Origin of the sequence: Pandoraea pulmonicola (assembly GCF_000815105.2) — a bacterium.
Lineage (GTDB): Bacteria > Pseudomonadota > Gammaproteobacteria > Burkholderiales > Burkholderiaceae > Pandoraea > Pandoraea pulmonicola.
The window spans coordinates 2,435,785-2,452,407 of the sequence record NZ_CP010310.2; the positions used below are offsets into that span (position 1 = coordinate 2,435,785).

Genomic DNA, 16,623 nt, shown 5'->3' on the forward strand with positions numbered 1-16,623 from the left:
GGCGCTGGCATGCTTCCTGCTTATTACTGACGAATCCGAACACGGAGTTCGTTAAAGAGGGTGCGGCGATGCGGGCGACGAGCGCCAGCAGCGCCAGATTGAATCTTTCGGGAGATAGCATGAGCAAATCTGTGGCAGATGTGATGAATCTGGTTAAGGAAGAAGACGTCAAGTTCGTCGACTTCCGCTTTACCGATACGCGCGGCAAGGAACAACACGTCTCGGTGCCGGTGTCGCACTTCGACGCCGACAAGTTCGAGAGCGGCCACGCGTTCGACGGTTCGTCGATCGCCGGCTGGAAGGGCATCGAAGCCTCGGACATGCTGCTGGTGCCGGACGCCAACACTGCCTATATCGACCCGTTCTACGAAGAAAGCACGCTCGTGCTGACCTGTGACGTGATCGAACCGGCCGACGGCAAGGGCTACGATCGCGATCCGCGCTCGATCGCCAAGCGCGCCGAAGCCTATCTGAAGAGCACGGGCCTGGGCGACACCGCCTTCTTCGGCCCGGAGCCGGAATTCTTCATTTTCGACTCGGTCCAGTGGAACACGGACATGTCGGGCACGTTCGTGAAGATCAACTCGGAAGAGGCACCGTGGTCGTCGTCGAAGGACTTCGACGGCGGCAACACCGGCCACCGTCCGGGCACGAAGGGCGGCTACTTCCCGGTCGCGCCGGTCGACACGTTCCAGGACATGCGCTCGGAAATGTGTCTGTTGCTCGAGCAACTGGGCGTGCCGGTCGAAGTGCACCATCACGAAGTGGCGGGGCAAGGCCAGAACGAAATCGGCACGAAGTTCTCGACACTGGTCGAGCGCGCCGACTGGACGCAGATCCTGAAGTACGTCGTGCACAACGTGGCGCACAGCTATGGCAAGACGGCCACGTTCATGCCGAAGCCGGTCGTCGGCGACAACGGCTCGGGCATGCACATCCACCAGTCGGTCTGGAAGGACGGCCAGAACCTGTTCGCCGGTAACGGCTACGGCGGTCTGTCGGAGTTCGCCCTGTACTACATCGGCGGCATCATCAAGCACGCTCGTGCGCTTAACGCGATCACGAACCCGTCGACGAACTCGTACAAGCGCCTCGTGCCGCACTTCGAAGCCCCGGTGAAGCTGGCCTACTCGGCCCGCAACCGTTCGGCCTCGATCCGCATCCCGTACGTTGCCAACCCGAAGGGCCGCCGCATCGAAGCGCGCTTCCCGGACCCGATGGCCAACCCGTACCTGGCCTTCTCGGCCATGCTGATGGCTGGCCTGGACGGCGTGCAGAACAAGATCCACCCGGGCGAAGCTGCGGACAAGAACCTGTACGACCTGCCGCCGGAAGAGGACGCAAAGATCCCGACCGTGTGCTCGAGTCTCGAACAGGCGCTGGGATACCTGAACGAAGACCGCGAGTTCCTGACCCGTGGTGGCGTGTTCACCGATGGCATGCTCGATTCGTACATCGCGTTGAAGACGGACGAAGCGCGTCGTGTGGCCATGACCACGCACCCGCTCGAGTTCGAGCTGTACTACTCGCTGTAATCGAATCGCTGCGCAGGGAATGCGCCGGCATGACGGAACGCCAGCGGCCGACCGTCATGCTCGACAAGCACGGGGGGATGGCCGCGGCCGTCCCCCTTTTTTATCCGCGGCGCATCTTCACCTCGTAGCCCTTCATGAACCTATTGCCTGGATCCCTGATGAAAAGTGTTCGCGCGGGTGAGAAGGGGAATGCCGGGCACGGCGTGCCGGCGGCGTCCGGTGAGAGCGCGGCCGCCAGCGTGCCGGATGGCCCCGATGACGTCGATGCCACCGAATTGTGGGAAGCGCGCCTCGCCGCGACCGGCATTCTCCCGGGCCTTGAAGCCTTGCCGACCGTGTTGCTGGTGCTGGAGAAGCACACGCTGCGCGTCGTCTTCGCCAATCCGGCGGCCGAAGCGCTGCTTGCGCTCTCGCGCCGTTCGCTTTCGCAGATGACGTGGAACGACGTGTTCACGAACGGCGAAGTGCTCGCGTCGACAATGTCCGAGCTCCTCGGTAATCACTTCCAGTCCACACGCCTCGATCTGGTGCTCGAGCGCACCGCGCAGGAGCCATTGCACACGCACGCGATCGTGGCTGCGCCGGAAGCGGTGCCGGACTTCGTGATCGTGGAGCTTATCGAGAACGAGCAGAAGCTCAAGAACGAGCGCGAAGAACGCATCATCGATCAGGCGTTGATGAACAAGCAGCTCATTCGCAACCTGGCGCACGAGATCAAGAACCCGCTAGGCGGGATTCGCGGCGCGGCCCAGTTGCTCGAGTTCGAGCTCGATCAGCGCGAGTTGCGTGAATACACGCAGGTGATCATCAAGGAGTCCGACAGGCTGCAGACCCTTGTCGACCGCCTGCTCGAGCCGCACCGGCATCCGTACATCGCCACGGACGTCAATATCCATGAAGTGTGCGAGCGCGTGCGTTCCGTGGTGCTCGCGGAGTTTCCGCAGGGACTGTCGATCGAGCGCGACTACGACGTGAGCCTGCCGGACTTCCGGGGCGACAAGGAGCAACTCATACAGGCGCTGCTCAACATCGTGCGCAACGGTGCCGAGGCGCTGCGCGAGCAGATCGCGCGTGGCGACGCGCGCATCGTGCTGCGCACGCGAGTGGCGCGAAAGATCACGATTGCCAAACGTCTGCACAAGCTGGCATTGGAATTGCATGTGATCGACAACGGGCCCGGCATTCCCGCTGACATTCGTGACCGCATCTTCTATCCGCTCGTCTCCGGGCGCGACGGGGGAAGCGGTCTGGGACTCACACTGGCGCAGTCTTTCGTGCAGCGCCACGACGGTTTGATCGAATGTGAAAGCCGGCCTGGACGGACGGATTTCCGAATCCTGCTGCCCTTGGGCTGATGCGGCCACGGCCGCTATGCCCTTACGCCCTTACGCCGTCGGCCGTAACCCCTGCGACCTGCGGCCGGGCATAGACGTTACACGGTGAACAATGAAGCCGATCTGGATAGTAGACGACGACCAATCGATTCGATGGGTGCTGGAGAAGGCGCTTTCGCGCGCCAATCTGCCGGTGCGCAGTTTTACGGGGCCGCGTGAAGCGAGTGCCGCGCTCGAACACGACTCGCCGCAAGTGCTGGTCTCGGACATCCGCATGGCGGGCGGCTCCGGCCTCGAACTGCTGCAGGCGGCCAAGCAGCGACACCCGGGGCTGCCGGTCATCATCATGACGGCCTTTTCGGATCTCGACAGTGCGGTGGCGGCCTTTCAGGGCGGCGCCTTCGAGTACCTGGCCAAGCCGTTCGACGTGGATCGCGCGGTCGAACTGATTCTGCGCGCCGTCGAGGAAAGCCTGCGTGAAGCGACCGACGACGAGCGCATCACCGAGGAGCCCGAGATCCTGGGGCAGGCCAGCGCGATGCAGGACGTGTTCCGGGCGATCGGCCGCTTGTCCCATTCGAGTGCGACCGTGCTCATTACCGGGGAATCGGGCTCGGGCAAGGAATTGGTTGCGCGTGCGTTGCATCGCCATTCGCCGCGGGCATCGGGGCCGTTCATCGCGCTGAACACGGCGGCGATTCCGAAAGATCTGCTGGAATCCGAATTATTCGGCCACGAGCGCGGTGCGTTTACCGGCGCCCAGGCCACGCGGCGCGGACGTTTCGAGCAAGCCGAGAGCGGCACGCTGTTCCTCGACGAAATCGGCGACATGCCGCTCGATCTGCAGACGCGTCTGTTGCGCGTGCTCTCGGACGGGAATTACTACCGCGTCGGTGGTCACAGCCCGATCAAGGCGAACGTACGCGTGATCGCCGCCACGCACCAGAATCTGGAAGACCGGGTGCGTCAGGGGCTTTTCCGCGAGGATCTGTATCACCGTCTGAACGTGATTCGCCTGCGCCTGCCGTCGCTGCGCGAGCGCAGCGAGGACATTCCGCTGCTCGTGCGGCACTTCCTCCAGAAGAGTGCACGCGAGCTGGGCGTGGAGACGAAACGCATCAGCGAGGCGGCGTTGGCGCATCTCACGCGCTTTCCGTTCCCGGGCAACGTGCGGCAACTGGAGAACCTGAGCAACTGGCTTACGGTGATGGCGCCGGCGCAGACCGTCGAAATCAAGGACCTTCCGCCGGAGTTTCAGTCGCCGGCGACTACGCAGGCCACTGGCGGAGCCAGCCCGGTGCCAGTCTATGCCGCGGGGACGTCGCCAGCGCCCCCCGCACCGGGCGCGCCGTCGCCGGGCTACGGAACGGTGGTGCCGACCTCGTCTTCGTTTGCTGCGCCATCGTCCAGCGGCATGGTGCCGGGCGGGAGCAACGTCGCGGCAACGGGCGAGATGGTGGGCGCCGAGAGCTGGGAGCCGATTCTGCGTCGCGAGGTGGCGCGATTGCTGCGCTCGGCGTCGCCTGACGTCATGGATCAGCTCACGCGCCGCTTCGAGACCGCGCTGATCAACGAAGCGCTCGACTTCACGCGCGGACGCAAGGTCGAGGCGGCGAGCCGCCTGGGGATCGGTCGCAACACCATCACGCGCAAGATCCAGGAACTGGGGCTGGAAACCTGAGGGCAATCACGGTACGCTCCTTCGTTTCACCACTCAACGACGAGGGAGTCGGATCATGGCAAGACGCATCCTGTTGACGGGCGCCACCGGGCAGGTCGGCTGGGAGCTGGCACGTTGCCTGCAGGGCATGGGCGATGTGCACGCCCCCAGCCGAAACGAGATGGACCTGCTCGACACCGATAGCGTGGTGCGTACCGTGCGTGACTTCGCACCGGACCTGATCATCAATCCGGCCGCCTATACGGCCGTCGATCGCGCGGAAACGGACGAGTCCGCCGCGTACCAGGTCAATGCCGTCGTGCCGGGGATCATGGCGGAAGAGGCCAAGCGTCTTGGCGCGCTGGTCGTGCATTATTCCACCGACTACGTTTTCGACGGCACCTCGCAGACGCCGTATCGCGAAGACGAACCCACCAATCCGCAAAACGCCTACGGCCGCACGAAGCTCGCCGGCGAGGCGGCGATCGCGGCGAGCGGCGCGAACCATCTGGTGCTGCGCACGAGCTGGGTGTACGGCTCGCGTGGAGCGAATTTCCTGCTGACGGTGCAGCGGCTCGCCCGCGAGCGCGACGAGTTGCGCATCGTGGCCGATCAGTACGGCGCACCGACGTGGTGCCGTACGATTGCGGAGCTCACGTCGCAAGTGCTGGTGCAAGGGCTGAGCGAGCAGGGTGTGGACGCCGACTTCTGGCGCGAGCGCGGCGGCCTTTACCATCTGAGCGCTGCCGGACAGACGACGTGGCACGGCTTCACGGAGGCGATCCTCGATCGGAGTGCAACGCAGAAGCGACCGAACGTTGTGGCGATTCCGACTTCTGCCTATCCGTTGCCGGCCAAGCGCCCGGCCTATTCGGTTCTCGACAACGACAAACTCGCCCGTATCTTCGGCGTGCGCGCGCCCGATTGGCGTGAGGCGCTCGCACTCTGTCTCGCATAAGGCGACGACTGCCCATCGAGGCTGCCCGCTGATTCGGAAATTGCTCAGCGCGCGGCCTCGGTTCTTTTCTGCACCATGATGGCTTTTTGCGCGCGGGCATGAGCGCGCGACGAGGAGCTATGCATGATGCGATTTCTGAATGCGAATCCCGACGCACGGCATCCGATGGCGTTGTCGGCACCGTTCGCCGAGACTCGGGCGGGTGAGTCCGCCAGCCACGACCACGAACCGACGCCGCCTCCGGGAGCGCTGCAATTCGCGATGCTCCGCGCGAGCGTGGGCGAGCGGCGCGAGATTGCGCAGCAGGTCGCCTGGATCGAGCACATGATGGCGGACCGCTCGCGCGACGAACGACGCGGCTCGCCAGCCGATGCCGATGCTCAGATGTTGCCTCTCGCCAAGTCGGCTCTCGCGCGGGTATGGCGCGTCCGCTTCGCCCATCTGAGCGAGGGCGGCAAAGCCGGAGATATCGCGCGCGATCTGGTGACGTGGTGCAAGGCGGCGCGTCGCCAGTCCGTGCCGGCGTGGCTCTGGTTTGCCATTCCCGGCGAGCGAATGCCCGATCCGATCGCGTACCGGCAACTGCCCTTGCGCGAGTGGCCAGCTCCTGTGCTCGCCATGGTGTTGTCCCTCTCTCGGCTGCGTGGCGCGAACCTGTCCGATCTGTCGATTCCGGGAGGCGACCTTCGCGGTGTCGTGGCGGACGGCGCCAGATTCGCCGGCGCCAATTGCAACGGTGCGTGCTGGAGCGGCGCGTCGCTGCGCGCGGCGGAATTCGATCATTCGCATCAGGTCGACGCCGACTTCGAATCGGCCGACTTGCGGGGGACGCGCTTTCGCGCGGCAGACCTGAGCCGAGCGCGGCTCGTCCGGGCGGACCTGCGAGGCTCGACGTTCCAGTACACCGTGATGCGCGGTGCAAATGTCGGCGAGGCGAAATGCCAGGGCGTCGTGTTCAGTCGTGTCCGGCTCGAAGCGGCGCTGTTTCAACGCGCGCATCTTGACGGCGCATGCTTCGACGATGGCACCGCGCGGCGCATGCAGCTCACGGCCGCGCATGCGAAGCGGTCTCGCTGGACGGCAATGACGATGCCGCAGTGCAACGCGCTCGGCGCCGATTTGCGCGGTGCGGAATTTCGCGATTGCGATCTCACCGAGTGGGATGCCAGTGGGGCGAAGCTCAATGGGGCGTCGTGGGTGTCCTGCGACCTGCGCGGCGCTCGATTCTGCGGTGCGAGTCTGAAGGACGTGCGGCTCGGCGCCGACTGCAATCTTGGCGGCACGCAATGGCGGAATGCACGGCTGCGTCTCGACGCGAAATGGTTGCGCAGTCTGCCACCCACGCAGCTGGCCGGGGTCGTTCGATCATGGGAGACGTTTCCTGTCGATGCCCCCGCGTTGCGAGCGGATGTCTTTCTGCAATTACTGAGGGCATTGAGCGGGGATTCCGTCGGCATGATGGCGAGCACCGCGAACGCACCCGTATTGCAGCGGCTCCCGGCGCATGTGCGGAGCAGCGAATGGCTCGGCCGTATCCTGACGACCGGCGGCGAGGTGGGCGGCATTGGCGACCACGATGCGTTCGCCGAACTACGTCGGCAATGGATGACGCGAATGCTCGATCGTCTGACGGATGCGAAGCTCACGCCAAGTCAGGCGGAGTCGTTTACGCTGGCGTTGGTGACGGTGCTGGAGACGCGGTGCCTGGACGCGTCGCCGGCCGATGTCCGGGCGCTGGCCGGGCCGATATGCCAGGTACTTTTCTGGGCCGGAGAGGGGGCCGGGGGTGCCAGTGCCATGTGGGCACAGCGCCTTCGCGCGGCGTGGTTCAAGGCGTTGCCTACGGCTCTGCATACCGCGCTCTCGGCGGATGGCGTCGACGCCTTCGATCCGTCGTTCGTGCTGTTGACGAACGGCGACGTCGCGTTGCGACTGCCGATACGCTGCTTGGCGTTGGCTCTGGACCCCGAGCGCGCGTCGACCACGCCGATGGCGGCGCCTGACTGGCGATGGCTCGGCGCGCGCGTCGTGGTGCGTGACGCCGCCTCGGACGACTTTCTGCCGGGCACCACTTCGCAGTTGCAGGCGTTGTTGCGGGAGTTCGGATGTCTCGCAGACCTATGGCCGACGGAGCGCTCGCTGGATGCCTTTGTCCGGCTCCTTGGCCGCTGGGTTGGCGCCGTGGAAGCGAGCGACGCGGACGCGGTACTTCGGAGCAGGGCGGGCTGCGTCGTTCCTGTGCTTCCCGATGGGATGGGCGGGGTGCCGCCTGCGCGTCCGCTGGGCACTACCGACAGGTTTGACGCGACGGTATGCGCGGGGCGCCCGCCCACGAGGCTATTGCTGCGCCGTGACGCGCACCTCGATATCAATGAAGTGTTGAGCCAATCACTGCGAATCACGGACGGCGACGGTGTGTTTCCAGATACGCGAATGTCGCGGCGAGTCTGGTTGACGGCAATCGCGGCCGGCTTTGTATGGCTCGCGACGCAATGCCATCGACCGGGAATCGTCCGAGATTCGAGCGCGGCGCCCATGCTCGCACCCGCTTCTCAAGCGCTTTACCTGAGCTACGCACGTGCTGCACTCGATGAGTCGATGGTGGGGGCGACGGCAAGCCAACGAATTGCAGAGGTCGAGGTGCTTCGGGAAAGTCTTGTGGACGCCTCGTCCGAGGCGCTTGGCAGACACTTCCTGGAGTGGCTGATGTGTCCCGGCATCCGGGCGCTGCCGGGGTTGGAGCAGGCGTGTCGCCAAACACTGCCGTGGGACTGGGCCATGCGTCTGCCGCTGCATCCCGAAACCTTGCAAAATGTCATGAATACACGGTGATTACCGCCGAGTGAGAGGTCGATGGATTGACGCCCTTTTTGGTCGATATTTGAAGCTCAGCGCGTGTCGGCTTTCGTGGTAAAAATATGGACGCGCATTACGTTTCCTTTCTGCGGGATACGCGTTGATACCATGTCCGGCCGGCCGGGCATGTTCAGTTTGTGTGGATTGGCGACATTTGTGGGGTGTTGGCCACGGATGACGGCATGAAGAGGGGTGCCGAAGATGTGCTCCCGCATGCTGGAATGCGGGGGAGGCCGGCGCTTCGTTCCCAGGCTCTCAAGGGTTTCGCACCCTCAGGCATCATGCACTCGACTAGTACTGCGTCAGGCTATCCGGGGTTCGTGGCGGTCAACCGCCGCGAGCTTGACGCGCACGCTCCGCTTTCCTGGCCGTTGTTCGACGCTGACGGTACGCCGTTGCTGGCAGCGGGCGAGCGGTTGCCGTCCGAAGCCGATCTCGACTGGCTTTTCACGATGTTCGCGCCGCACAGGCCGCTGCCGGAAGCCGCGACCTCGGGCGAGGCCGCCGGTCGTACCGAGGCGGCGAATTCGGCCTCACCGTTGGGCACCGCCGCGTCGACCGTCTATCTGCAAGGTCTGCCGGTGCCATTGCCGATTGGCGCCTGGCTCCAGGTGCGCGTCGCACCGGAGGCCGAAACGGTGCGTGTGCGGGCGCGCCTGATCGGACGTGCCCCGAACGGCATGCTGATCATCACACCGCCGTCGTCGGGGGATACGCGACTGCCTGTGGTGGCGGGCGACACGTTGGCTTTGTGGACTTTCCCGGGCGACAACCTGTACGAGTTCATGTGCGACGTGCACAGCGTGCACTACGGTCCGTTCGACTATGTGGTGCTGTCCCGGCCCGCGCAGGTGCGCGAGACGCCGGTGCGGCGCACGCCGCGCGTCGACACGCGATTGGTGGCGCGTCTGTCGCCGCTGGACGAGACGTCGCGCGCGTCGTTCACGCGCATGCTGGCCGATCCGCAGGACGTGCCGGAGTGGCTGGTGCTGGTGCGCGATATCAGTGCCGATGGAGCGGGCATCGTTGCGAAGGCGCCGTTGCCCGAAGGTTGTCATCTGGTGGCGCTGCAATTTCGTGTGTCGGTCGGCGCGGACGTGGTGCCGATCCTCGGCATGGCGGCCGTGCGCAGCGTGGACGGTCCGCGCGCCGACGGGACATGGACGTACGGGCTTGAATTCATGCAGATGGATACGCGCAACAAGGCGGCCATCCGATGTTTCGTCTACGAGTCCCGTTTGACGGATCCGCGTACGGGACAGTGACGCGCGGTTCGCGCCAACGAAAACGGCACCCGATTCAGGTGCCGTTTTCGTTGGCGTCATGGGCGATACCGACGCAACTGCCGCTGGCTGTGCGAATCAGTCCTTGAACGTTGCGACGACCGGCGCGTGATCGGAGGGTTGTTCCCACGTGCGCGGCACGCGATCGATTTCGCATGCCGTGCATCGTTCGGCCAGCGCTGACGACACGAGGATGTGATCGATGCGAAGTCCCGCATTGCGGCGGAACGCCCCCATCCGATAGTCCCACCAACTGAAGGTCTTCTCGGGCTGGTCGAACATGCGGAACGTGTCGCGCAGCCCGAGTCCCTGCAGACGGGCGAACGCCTGGCGTTCCTGCGGCGAGACCAGGTTCTCGCCTTCCCATTTCGCCGGATCGTGGACATCACGATCTTCGGGGGCGATGTTGTAGTCGCCGAGCAGCGCGAGTTGCGGGTGGCGCTCCATTTCGTCGGAGATCCAGTGGGTGAGGGCGTCGAGCCAGTTCAGCTTGTACGCGAACTTTTCGGAGCCGACGGCCTGTCCGTTCGGAAAGTACCCGCATACCACGCGCACGCCGCCGATGGTGGCGGCGATCAGACGGCGCTGTTCGTCGACGAAGTTCGGCAGGTTCTTCACGAGGTCCGTGGCCTCGCCGACCTTGGCGTGATTGATCAGCAGTGCAACGCCGTTGTACGTCTTCTGCCCGGTGAAATGCGACGTGTAACCGAGTGCGGCGAGTTCCGTGAGCGGAAAGCTCTCGTCGGTGAGCTTGAGCTCCTGAAGACACAGAACGTCGACCGGGTTGCTGCGCAGCCAGTCCTGCACGTGAGCGAGGCGAACTTTGAGCGAGTTGACGTTCCAGGTGGCGAGTTGCATAAAATTCCAATGTCCTTTCTGGATAAGGGTTTGCGGGGTTTTTCCTTCGCTTTGGCTCCTCTGGCTACCCGTGTGGCTACCGATCGAGGGCGTCGTGGAAACCGACCCAATGTGGCACGCATCGTATCGCAGAACGCGTCAGACCGCTGCTATCCGACACGCCTCGCAACGCCGAGCGATGCGCGCCGGGACGGTCTTGCTGGCGTCGATCGCATGGGGCGCAACGATTGTAGGCGAGTATCCGGCGTGTCGCGATTGGCGGGTCGGCACCTTGAATCTATTCCGATCTTGCTGGCGTGGCGTCGCGCCGATGGCTGTCATAGGTTCGGTTCGCGTCGGCCTGGCATCGGCTGCGCGCGTCAAAGGGCTGCTGGTCGCAAAGGCTTCTGTGCCACGCCTGTCCCGTGGCGTACGTCTGTTGAGGCGAGCAGCCGCCAAGGCCGGCGAGGACCGAGAGGACGATGGCGGCGAAACCTGCAGGCCGTCCCATGCGGCGGCGAATCGGAACGGCGTTGCGCATCATGTGTCGGCGTCTTCCGTGTCGGATGTTAATTCGTAGCGCAGCAGATCGCCGGGCTGGCATTGCAGATACGTGCAGATCCGCTCCAGCGTTTCAAACCGGATACCTTTGACCTTCCCTTGCTTGAGCAGCGAGAGATTGGCTTCGGTGATGCCGACGAACTCTGCGAGCTCCTTTGACTTGACGTTGCGCTCGGCGAGCATCACGCCGAGCGTCACTCGTATTGGCATTGCGATTTCCTCAGACGAACTGCCGATGCTCGTCGGCGATTTCGGTCGCTTCGACGAGTACCCACGCGATGACGACGACGACGCCCGAGAACAGCAGTTGCAGCAAGGTATCCGATCCCAGATTCACACCGATGCTCCACGCCCGCTCGGGGCTCAACGCGCTTAGCAGCACGCTGAGCGCCACGCCGGCGACCGGCTGCAAGATGGCCGACACCGCCATGGCGATGGCAAAGGTCCGCAGCCCGCGCGCGGCCGCCGACGTGAGCGCTTCGTCCCGCGCGAACAGCAGGAAGCATCGACGCGCAGCCAGCAAGCCGTAGATCAACGCGGCAAGCGGCACCATCGAAATGGCAAATCCACCAAAGCGGGCGAGCGCATCGATCGATGCGGGCGGCGCAATGTTCAGGCCCGCCTGCCGGAAGATGCCGGTGGCGGGGGGGCGGCTCCAGTAGTGGAGCGTTGCCAGGGCAAGCAGGACGGGAACGGCGAGACAGGCCCACGACATCAGCTTGCTCAGGCGATGGAGGCGGGCGACTCGCTGCGAGTGTTCCGGCGGATTCGAGGAAGGGGGTGGACGAAGTGAGCGGTTCATGATCGTGAGAGAACGCATGACGTGGTTGTGATGAAAATTATTGTTGCACGATAATTTATTTCTGTTAATCGAAATTTTCGTGGCGTTCGAGAACAGGGCTGCGGCGGGCATGCGCGTGCGCATCCGCCCGTCCGTTTGCGGCGGGCCGCTCGGGCAAATGAATTCGACACCCAATGAAAAAACCCGGGCCAACCGGCGCCCGGGCTTGCTTGTGATGTTCGATGCGATGAAACGCTAATGACCTCTCTCGGCAGCAGGCCCAAGCCTGCGCTGCATCGTACAGCGCCAGCTCAGACTTTCCTGGCCGGCGTTGCCGCGGCGCCGGCCTTCTCGTCGCTCGTCGGCAACCGCGGCACGGCGACGAAGTCGTCGAACGAAAGGCCTTTCTCCTTGAGCAGCGCTTCGAGCACCGGCTGCAGACGGCCCAGGCTTTCCTGCACGGCTTCGCGCACCGTGTCGACAACAACCTGTGTGCTGCGTTCGATTTCGATGTTGACGCGGGCGCCCGCCGCCTTGTCCTCGAAAGTCGTCATGCGGCGCGTTTCCGGAATCAGCCATACCTCGAACCAGCCTTCCTGACGGTTGACTTCGGAAACGGTGAGGCTCGCGCCATTGATCGCGATGTATCCCTTGGCGAACACGTATTTGCGGAATGCCTCGGGAATCGCGATGCGCAGCAAACGATTCGTGTCGGACGTGCGAACGCTCAGGATCTCGGTCGAGAAATCGATATGGCCCGAGAGCGGATGGCCGCCAATCTCGGCGCCGTCCTTCGCGGCCCGCTCGACGTTGACCTTCGCTCCCACGCCGAAACTGCCGAGCGTGGTCACGTTCAGGCTCTGGAGGATGACGTCGAACGACGCCGCCGTGGGCGAGATCAACTGTGTGACCGTGAGGCACACGCCGTCGACCGAGACGCTGGCGCCGAGCGTGAGGTCGTCGCAGAAACCTTCGAGAAAGGCCAGCTCCAGGGTGCGCATGCCGTCGCGATCTTCGATGGACGACAGCGTGGCGGTGCCTTGAACAATTCCAGTGAACATGGTGGTGTCGGTAAGGTGGGTCTGCAGAGTCTGCGGAGACCGGGTTGCCATACCGCAGCATTCTACTGCCTTGTGGCGATATGCCGCTCGTCGCGCGACGTGCTACGATGCCGCCTTTTCACGAGATCGACATGGGTTTCGAGGGCTGCCTGCTGGCGGACGATTTCTACTATTGGGCGGAAACGGCGCCCGCGCCGGACGGGCAATTCCATGGTGTCGTGCACTTCACCGGTTGGCGCGACGTGGACGACGTGATCGAAACGCTCGATCCGCCGCTCACGCATGTCACGCCCGAGGCGTTTCGCTGGGCGGCCGATGCATTGGAAGCCGCTCACACCCTGGCCCGCACCTTGGCGGCCGACGGCAGCCTCGGCATCGATCTCTGAACGCGGGAACTTTACACGGCGCGCCCGACGGGCAGCCACCATGGAAGGCATCATGACCCAGACGAAATTTGAACTCCAGAAGCGCCGCGGCCTGAAGATCGACGCCGGCGTGCGTCGCGGCCCGCCCATGGGCAAACAGGTCGGCGCGCAAGGCAAGCGCGGCGCCAGCGGAAGCAAGCTGCTTGGCGCATTGCTCGGCAATCCGGCCGACGAGCCAGCGAAGCCGGAAGACGCCGGCCAAGGCGCGGCGGCGGACAAGCAAGACGGCAAGCAAGGCTAAGCGCCTTTTTCGCGAACCATCCCGTACTCGCGCAGCGCGCCACCCCACTCAGGGGACGATGGCGAGGAACAGGAACGTTGCGAACAGCACCAGGTGGACGGCGCCTTGCAGCACCGTGGTGCGCCCGGTGCCCAGCGTGATCACCCCCACGATCAGCGTGACCGCCAGCAGCACCATCTCCTTCGGCGCCAGGCCGAGTTCGATTTGCTGGTCGAGCAACAGCGACACGGCGGCCACCGTCGGAATCGTCAAGCCGATACTCGCCAGCGCTGAGCCGAGCGCCAGATTCAGACTCGTCTGAAGCTTGTTGGCGCGCGCCGCGCGCAGCGCCGCGAGCCCTTCCGGCAGCAACACCAGCGCGGCAATCACGATCCCCACCACGGCTTTCGGCGCACCCGCCTCGGCGACGGCGCTCTCCACCGCGGGCGAGAGCTTTTTCGCGAGGCCGACGACGGCCAGCAGCGCGACGATCAGCAGCCCAAGGCTCAACACCGCCGTGCGGCGCGAAGGCGGCGGGACATGCACCTCCTCGCCCGCCGCCTTCGCAAGAAAGTAGTCGCGGTGGCTCACCGTCTGCACGAATACGAACACCATGTACAGCACGAGCGAAATCATACCCTCGAAGGCCAGTTGCGAGGCCGTGAGACCCGGGCCGAGCACCGAGCTCGTGTAGTTCGGCAGCACCAGCGTGAGGACCGACAACGCACACAGCACGGCGAGCGCGGCACTGGCGCCTTCGACCGTGAAACCCTGTGTGTGATGCCGCACGCCGCCGAAGAGCAGGCACAGGCCGACGATGCCCGTCGAGACGATCATGATGGCCGCGAAGACCGTGTCGCGCGCCAGCCCGGCCTTGTCGGGCCCCCCCGAGAGCATGACCGATACGATCAGCGCCACTTCGATAATGGTCACGGCCACGGCCAGCACGAGCGTGCCGAACGGCTCCCCGACCTTGTGCGCGACGGTTTCCGCATGGTGCACGGCGGAGAACACGGCGCCGGCGAGTGCGGCGGCACACAGCGCGAGGGCCGCACCGTATGGCAGGAGCCCGGCGATGCCGAGCACGATGAGCGCCACGATCGGCATGTACATGGTCCAGTGGCCCAGCTTGGCGGTCTTTGAGGAGGACATCGTCGGAGACTCCAGAATCGGGAAAGGGCGTACGGCTCGCGACACGAGGAGCTGTGCGGTACGGCTGAAAAGGGGTACGGCGGGAACGTTGCCCCGGTGAGAACGCCGGAGCGGCGCGAATCATGGTCGCAGAAAAGCGGCACCCCGACAACAGAAAGGCGCGCTTTCGGACGCGTCTGTGCGCGCTGCCCGCATCGTCCGCTGCCTTCATGGACTCACGACTCGATATGTCCCCAACATTTGACTCCGAGTGCGGACGCCTTCAGAAATTCCATGGAGTGAACGCCGATAACCTCCGAAGGTGTGGCGTTGACAGCCTATGAGTGAAACGCGTAAGGTTCGTTTATTGGTCTTACCATTGAACGACGCCCTTTAGGTCGCGTTGTTTTCCACCCCCCGTCTCGCTTTGGTGCCATGTCCTTCGAACCCATCGTGCAGGTTTCCGTCTCCGAGCAGGTCGCGCAGCGTCTGCTCACGATGATTCGTACCGGGCTGCTCAAGCCGGGTCAGCAGTTGCTGCCGGAGCGCGATCTCGCGAGCATGCTCGGCGTTGGTCGTCCGGCGGTGCGCGAGGCGATCCGGGGGCTGGCGCTGCTCGGCCTACTGCGCATCCGGCAGGGGGAGGGCACGTTCGTCGGCTCGCTCGAAACGCGCGAACTGCTCGAGCCGCTCGAAATGGTCATCGAACTCAATGCGGGCACGCTCGAAGCCCTGTTCGACGCGCGTCTCGTGATCGAGCCCGGCGTGACGGCGCTGGCGGCGACCCGCTTGAGCGAGGCGGACATTGCGCGCCTGCGTTCCCTCGTCGACGACGAGCAGGCATTGCTTGGCGATCCGGACACGTTTGCCACCGTCGACATGGCCTTTCACGAAACGATCGTCGACGCCTGCGAGAACCCGTTTCTGCAGAGCATCGCGAACAGTCTCTATCTGCTCGGCAAAAAGAGCCGCGGTGTGACGTCCCGCGTCGACGGCGTGCTCGAGCGCAGCCTGGAAGACCATCGCCGCATCGTGGCGGCGCTGGAGGCGCGCGACCCGGAACGCGCGGCGCAGGCCATGCATCGACACCTTTGCCGCGTGCGCGACGCCTATGCGGCATCGGCCGGTGCCGAGGCCGATCGCAATGCCGTGGCGTGAGACGCACGCAGGTGTCCATCCAGACATTCAGACACTCACACGGATCCGGGAGGAGACACGCATGACTGGCCGGCTGGCAGGCAAGACCGCCGTCATTACTGCGGCGGCGCAGGGCATCGGGCGCGCGAGCGCCGAAGCCTATCTGCGCGAAGGGGCGCGCGTCGTCGCGACCGACCTCAATGCGCGGACACTCGCGCAACTCGACGAGCATCCCAATCTGCTGCGGCGTCCGCTCGACGTGACCGACGGGGCGGCCGTGATCGCGCTGGCCGACGAACTCGGCGCCGTCGACGTGCTGTTCAACTGTGCGGGGTTCGTGCATCACGGCTCGATTCTCGAGTGCGACGAAGCCGCCTGGGACTTTTCGTTCGATCTGAACGTGAAGAGCATGTATCGCGTTACACGCGCATTTCTTCCCGCCATGCTCGCGGCCGGAGGCGGCGCGATCATCAACATGTCGTCGGCGGCGTCCAGCGTGAAAGGTGTGGCCAATCGCTGCGCCTACGGCGCCAGCAAAGCAGCGGTGATTGGATTGACGAAATCCATCGCGGCCGACTTCGTGGCGCGGGGCATTCGCTGCAATGCGATTTGCCCGGGCACTGTGGAATCGCCGTCGCTGCGCGAGCGCATCGCCACGCAAGCCGATGCCGCGGGGAGCAGTCTGGCCGCCGTGCGCGAACAATTCGTCGCGCGTCAGCCGATGGGGCGCGTGGGAACGCCCGGCGAAATTGCCGCGTTGGCCGTCTATCTGGGGTCGGACGAATCCGCCTTCACGACCGGCGCCATTCATGTGATCGATGGCGGCTGGTCCAACTGACTCCGT

General features: G+C 64.6%; 16 protein-coding genes. 11 read left to right on the forward strand and 5 right to left on the reverse strand.

Features of this window, described 5'->3' with window-relative positions:
- Positions 1 to 119: 119 nt before the first annotated feature.
- The 6 genes from glnA to RO07_RS10790 all read left to right on the forward strand — a co-directional run bounded on the left by glnA (position 120) and on the right by RO07_RS10790 (position 9,608).
- On the forward strand, positions 120 to 1,535 hold the full coding sequence (glnA, locus tag RO07_RS10765; protein ID WP_039410586.1) for a type I glutamate--ammonia ligase: 1,416 nt from the start codon (positions 120 to 122) through the stop codon (positions 1,533 to 1,535).
- A gap of 239 nt (positions 1,536 to 1,774) precedes the next feature.
- Positions 1,775 to 2,890, forward strand: coding sequence for a nitrogen regulation protein NR(II) (gene glnL, locus RO07_RS10770; protein WP_052267566.1), 1,116 nt, complete (start codon positions 1,775 to 1,777; stop codon positions 2,888 to 2,890).
- 91 nt (positions 2,891 to 2,981) lie between these two features.
- Positions 2,982 to 4,550, forward strand: coding sequence for a nitrogen regulation protein NR(I) (gene ntrC, locus RO07_RS10775; RefSeq protein ID WP_039410589.1), 1,569 nt, complete (start codon positions 2,982 to 2,984; stop codon positions 4,548 to 4,550).
- A gap of 55 nt (positions 4,551 to 4,605) precedes the next feature.
- Positions 4,606 to 5,487 carry a dTDP-4-dehydrorhamnose reductase gene (gene rfbD, locus RO07_RS10780; RefSeq protein WP_039410592.1) on the forward strand — a complete coding sequence of 294 codons (882 nt, stop codon included), beginning with the start codon at positions 4,606 to 4,608 and terminating at the stop codon, positions 5,485 to 5,487.
- Between the two features lie 123 nt (positions 5,488 to 5,610).
- Positions 5,611 to 8,319: a pentapeptide repeat-containing protein gene (locus RO07_RS10785; protein WP_039410595.1), complete on the forward strand. Its 2,709-nt coding sequence runs from the start codon at positions 5,611 to 5,613 to the stop codon at positions 8,317 to 8,319.
- A gap of 305 nt (positions 8,320 to 8,624) precedes the next feature.
- Positions 8,625 to 9,608, forward strand: coding sequence for a flagellar brake protein (locus RO07_RS10790; protein WP_218919081.1), 984 nt, complete (start codon positions 8,625 to 8,627; stop codon positions 9,606 to 9,608).
- Positions 9,609 to 9,704: 96 nt separating this feature from the next.
- On the opposite strand, the gene xth is transcribed toward RO07_RS10790, so the two are convergent.
- From xth to RO07_RS10805, 3 genes are all read right to left on the reverse strand, one after another.
- Entirely contained in the window at positions 9,705 to 10,484 is a 780-nt protein-coding gene (gene xth / locus RO07_RS10795; protein WP_039410601.1) for an exodeoxyribonuclease III, read from the reverse strand.
- 519 nt (positions 10,485 to 11,003) lie between these two features.
- Positions 11,004 to 11,234, reverse strand: a complete 231-nt coding sequence (locus tag RO07_RS10800; RefSeq protein ID WP_039410604.1) for a helix-turn-helix domain-containing protein — start codon at positions 11,232 to 11,234, stop codon at positions 11,004 to 11,006.
- A gap of 10 nt (positions 11,235 to 11,244) precedes the next feature.
- On the reverse strand, positions 11,245 to 11,826 hold the full coding sequence (locus tag RO07_RS10805; RefSeq protein ID WP_157118201.1) for a DUF2975 domain-containing protein: 582 nt from the start codon (positions 11,824 to 11,826) through the stop codon (positions 11,245 to 11,247).
- Positions 11,827 to 11,866: 40 nt separating this feature from the next.
- Between RO07_RS10805 and RO07_RS10810 the strand changes: the two genes are divergently transcribed.
- Positions 11,867 to 12,064, forward strand: coding sequence for a hypothetical protein (locus RO07_RS10810; RefSeq protein WP_115088836.1), 198 nt, complete (start codon positions 11,867 to 11,869; stop codon positions 12,062 to 12,064).
- A gap of 52 nt (positions 12,065 to 12,116) precedes the next feature.
- On the opposite strand, the gene RO07_RS10815 is transcribed toward RO07_RS10810, so the two are convergent.
- Positions 12,117 to 12,866, reverse strand: coding sequence for a riboflavin synthase (locus RO07_RS10815; RefSeq protein ID WP_039410609.1), 750 nt, complete (start codon positions 12,864 to 12,866; stop codon positions 12,117 to 12,119).
- An 80-nt stretch (positions 12,867 to 12,946) separates the two neighbouring features.
- On the opposite strand from RO07_RS10815, the gene RO07_RS10820 reads away from it, so the two are divergent.
- Complete coding sequence (locus RO07_RS10820) at positions 12,947 to 13,252, forward strand: hypothetical protein (protein ID WP_039410612.1); 306 nt, start codon at positions 12,947 to 12,949, stop codon at positions 13,250 to 13,252.
- Positions 13,253 to 13,304: 52 nt separating this feature from the next.
- Entirely contained in the window at positions 13,305 to 13,532 is a 228-nt protein-coding gene (locus RO07_RS10825) for a hypothetical protein (protein WP_147284509.1), read from the forward strand.
- A gap of 48 nt (positions 13,533 to 13,580) precedes the next feature.
- Here RO07_RS10825 and RO07_RS10830 read toward each other — a convergent pair whose 3' ends face one another.
- Entirely contained in the window at positions 13,581 to 14,663 is a 1,083-nt protein-coding gene (locus RO07_RS10830) for a calcium:cation antiporter (protein WP_039410616.1), read from the reverse strand.
- Positions 14,664 to 15,077: 414 nt separating this feature from the next.
- Between RO07_RS10830 and RO07_RS10835 the strand changes: the two genes are divergently transcribed.
- Together RO07_RS10835 and RO07_RS10840 are read left to right on the forward strand one after the other, a co-directional pair.
- Positions 15,078 to 15,800 (forward strand): FadR/GntR family transcriptional regulator, encoded by a 723-nt coding sequence (locus RO07_RS10835; protein ID WP_039410618.1) that lies wholly within the window; start codon positions 15,078 to 15,080, stop codon positions 15,798 to 15,800.
- A 61-nt stretch (positions 15,801 to 15,861) separates the two neighbouring features.
- Positions 15,862 to 16,617, forward strand: a complete 756-nt coding sequence (locus RO07_RS10840; RefSeq protein ID WP_039410620.1) for an SDR family oxidoreductase — start codon at positions 15,862 to 15,864, stop codon at positions 16,615 to 16,617.
- The last annotated feature ends 6 nt before the right edge of the window (positions 16,618 to 16,623 follow it).

What these genes read in the sequence shown, in the direction of transcription:
- RO07_RS10830 (WP_039410616.1), bottom strand. Translation starts at nt 14,663, where the DNA reads ATGTCCTCCTCAAAGACCGCCAAGCTGGGCCACTGGACCATGTACATG.
- RO07_RS10825 (WP_147284509.1), top strand. Translation starts at nt 13,305, where the DNA reads ATGACCCAGACGAAATTTGAACTCCAGAAGCGCCGCGGCCTGAAGATC.
- RO07_RS10840 (WP_039410620.1), top strand. Translation starts at nt 15,862, where the DNA reads ATGACTGGCCGGCTGGCAGGCAAGACCGCCGTCATTACTGCGGCGGCG.
- glnA (WP_039410586.1), top strand. Translation starts at nt 120, where the DNA reads ATGAGCAAATCTGTGGCAGATGTGATGAATCTGGTTAAGGAAGAAGAC.
- RO07_RS10815 (WP_039410609.1), bottom strand. Translation starts at nt 12,866, where the DNA reads ATGTTCACTGGAATTGTTCAAGGCACCGCCACGCTGTCGTCCATCGAA.
- RO07_RS10785 (WP_039410595.1), top strand. Translation starts at nt 5,611, where the DNA reads ATGATGCGATTTCTGAATGCGAATCCCGACGCACGGCATCCGATGGCG.
- RO07_RS10805 (WP_157118201.1), bottom strand. Translation starts at nt 11,826, where the DNA reads ATGAACCGCTCACTTCGTCCACCCCCTTCCTCGAATCCGCCGGAACAC.
- xth (WP_039410601.1), bottom strand. Translation starts at nt 10,484, where the DNA reads ATGCAACTCGCCACCTGGAACGTCAACTCGCTCAAAGTTCGCCTCGCT.
- RO07_RS10835 (WP_039410618.1), top strand. Translation starts at nt 15,078, where the DNA reads ATGTCCTTCGAACCCATCGTGCAGGTTTCCGTCTCCGAGCAGGTCGCG.
- rfbD (WP_039410592.1), top strand. Translation starts at nt 4,606, where the DNA reads ATGGCAAGACGCATCCTGTTGACGGGCGCCACCGGGCAGGTCGGCTGG.
- RO07_RS10800 (WP_039410604.1), bottom strand. Translation starts at nt 11,234, where the DNA reads ATGCCAATACGAGTGACGCTCGGCGTGATGCTCGCCGAGCGCAACGTC.
- ntrC (WP_039410589.1), top strand. Translation starts at nt 2,982, where the DNA reads ATGAAGCCGATCTGGATAGTAGACGACGACCAATCGATTCGATGGGTG.
- RO07_RS10820 (WP_039410612.1), top strand. Translation starts at nt 12,947, where the DNA reads ATGCCGCTCGTCGCGCGACGTGCTACGATGCCGCCTTTTCACGAGATC.
- RO07_RS10790 (WP_218919081.1), top strand. Translation starts at nt 8,625, where the DNA reads ATGCACTCGACTAGTACTGCGTCAGGCTATCCGGGGTTCGTGGCGGTC.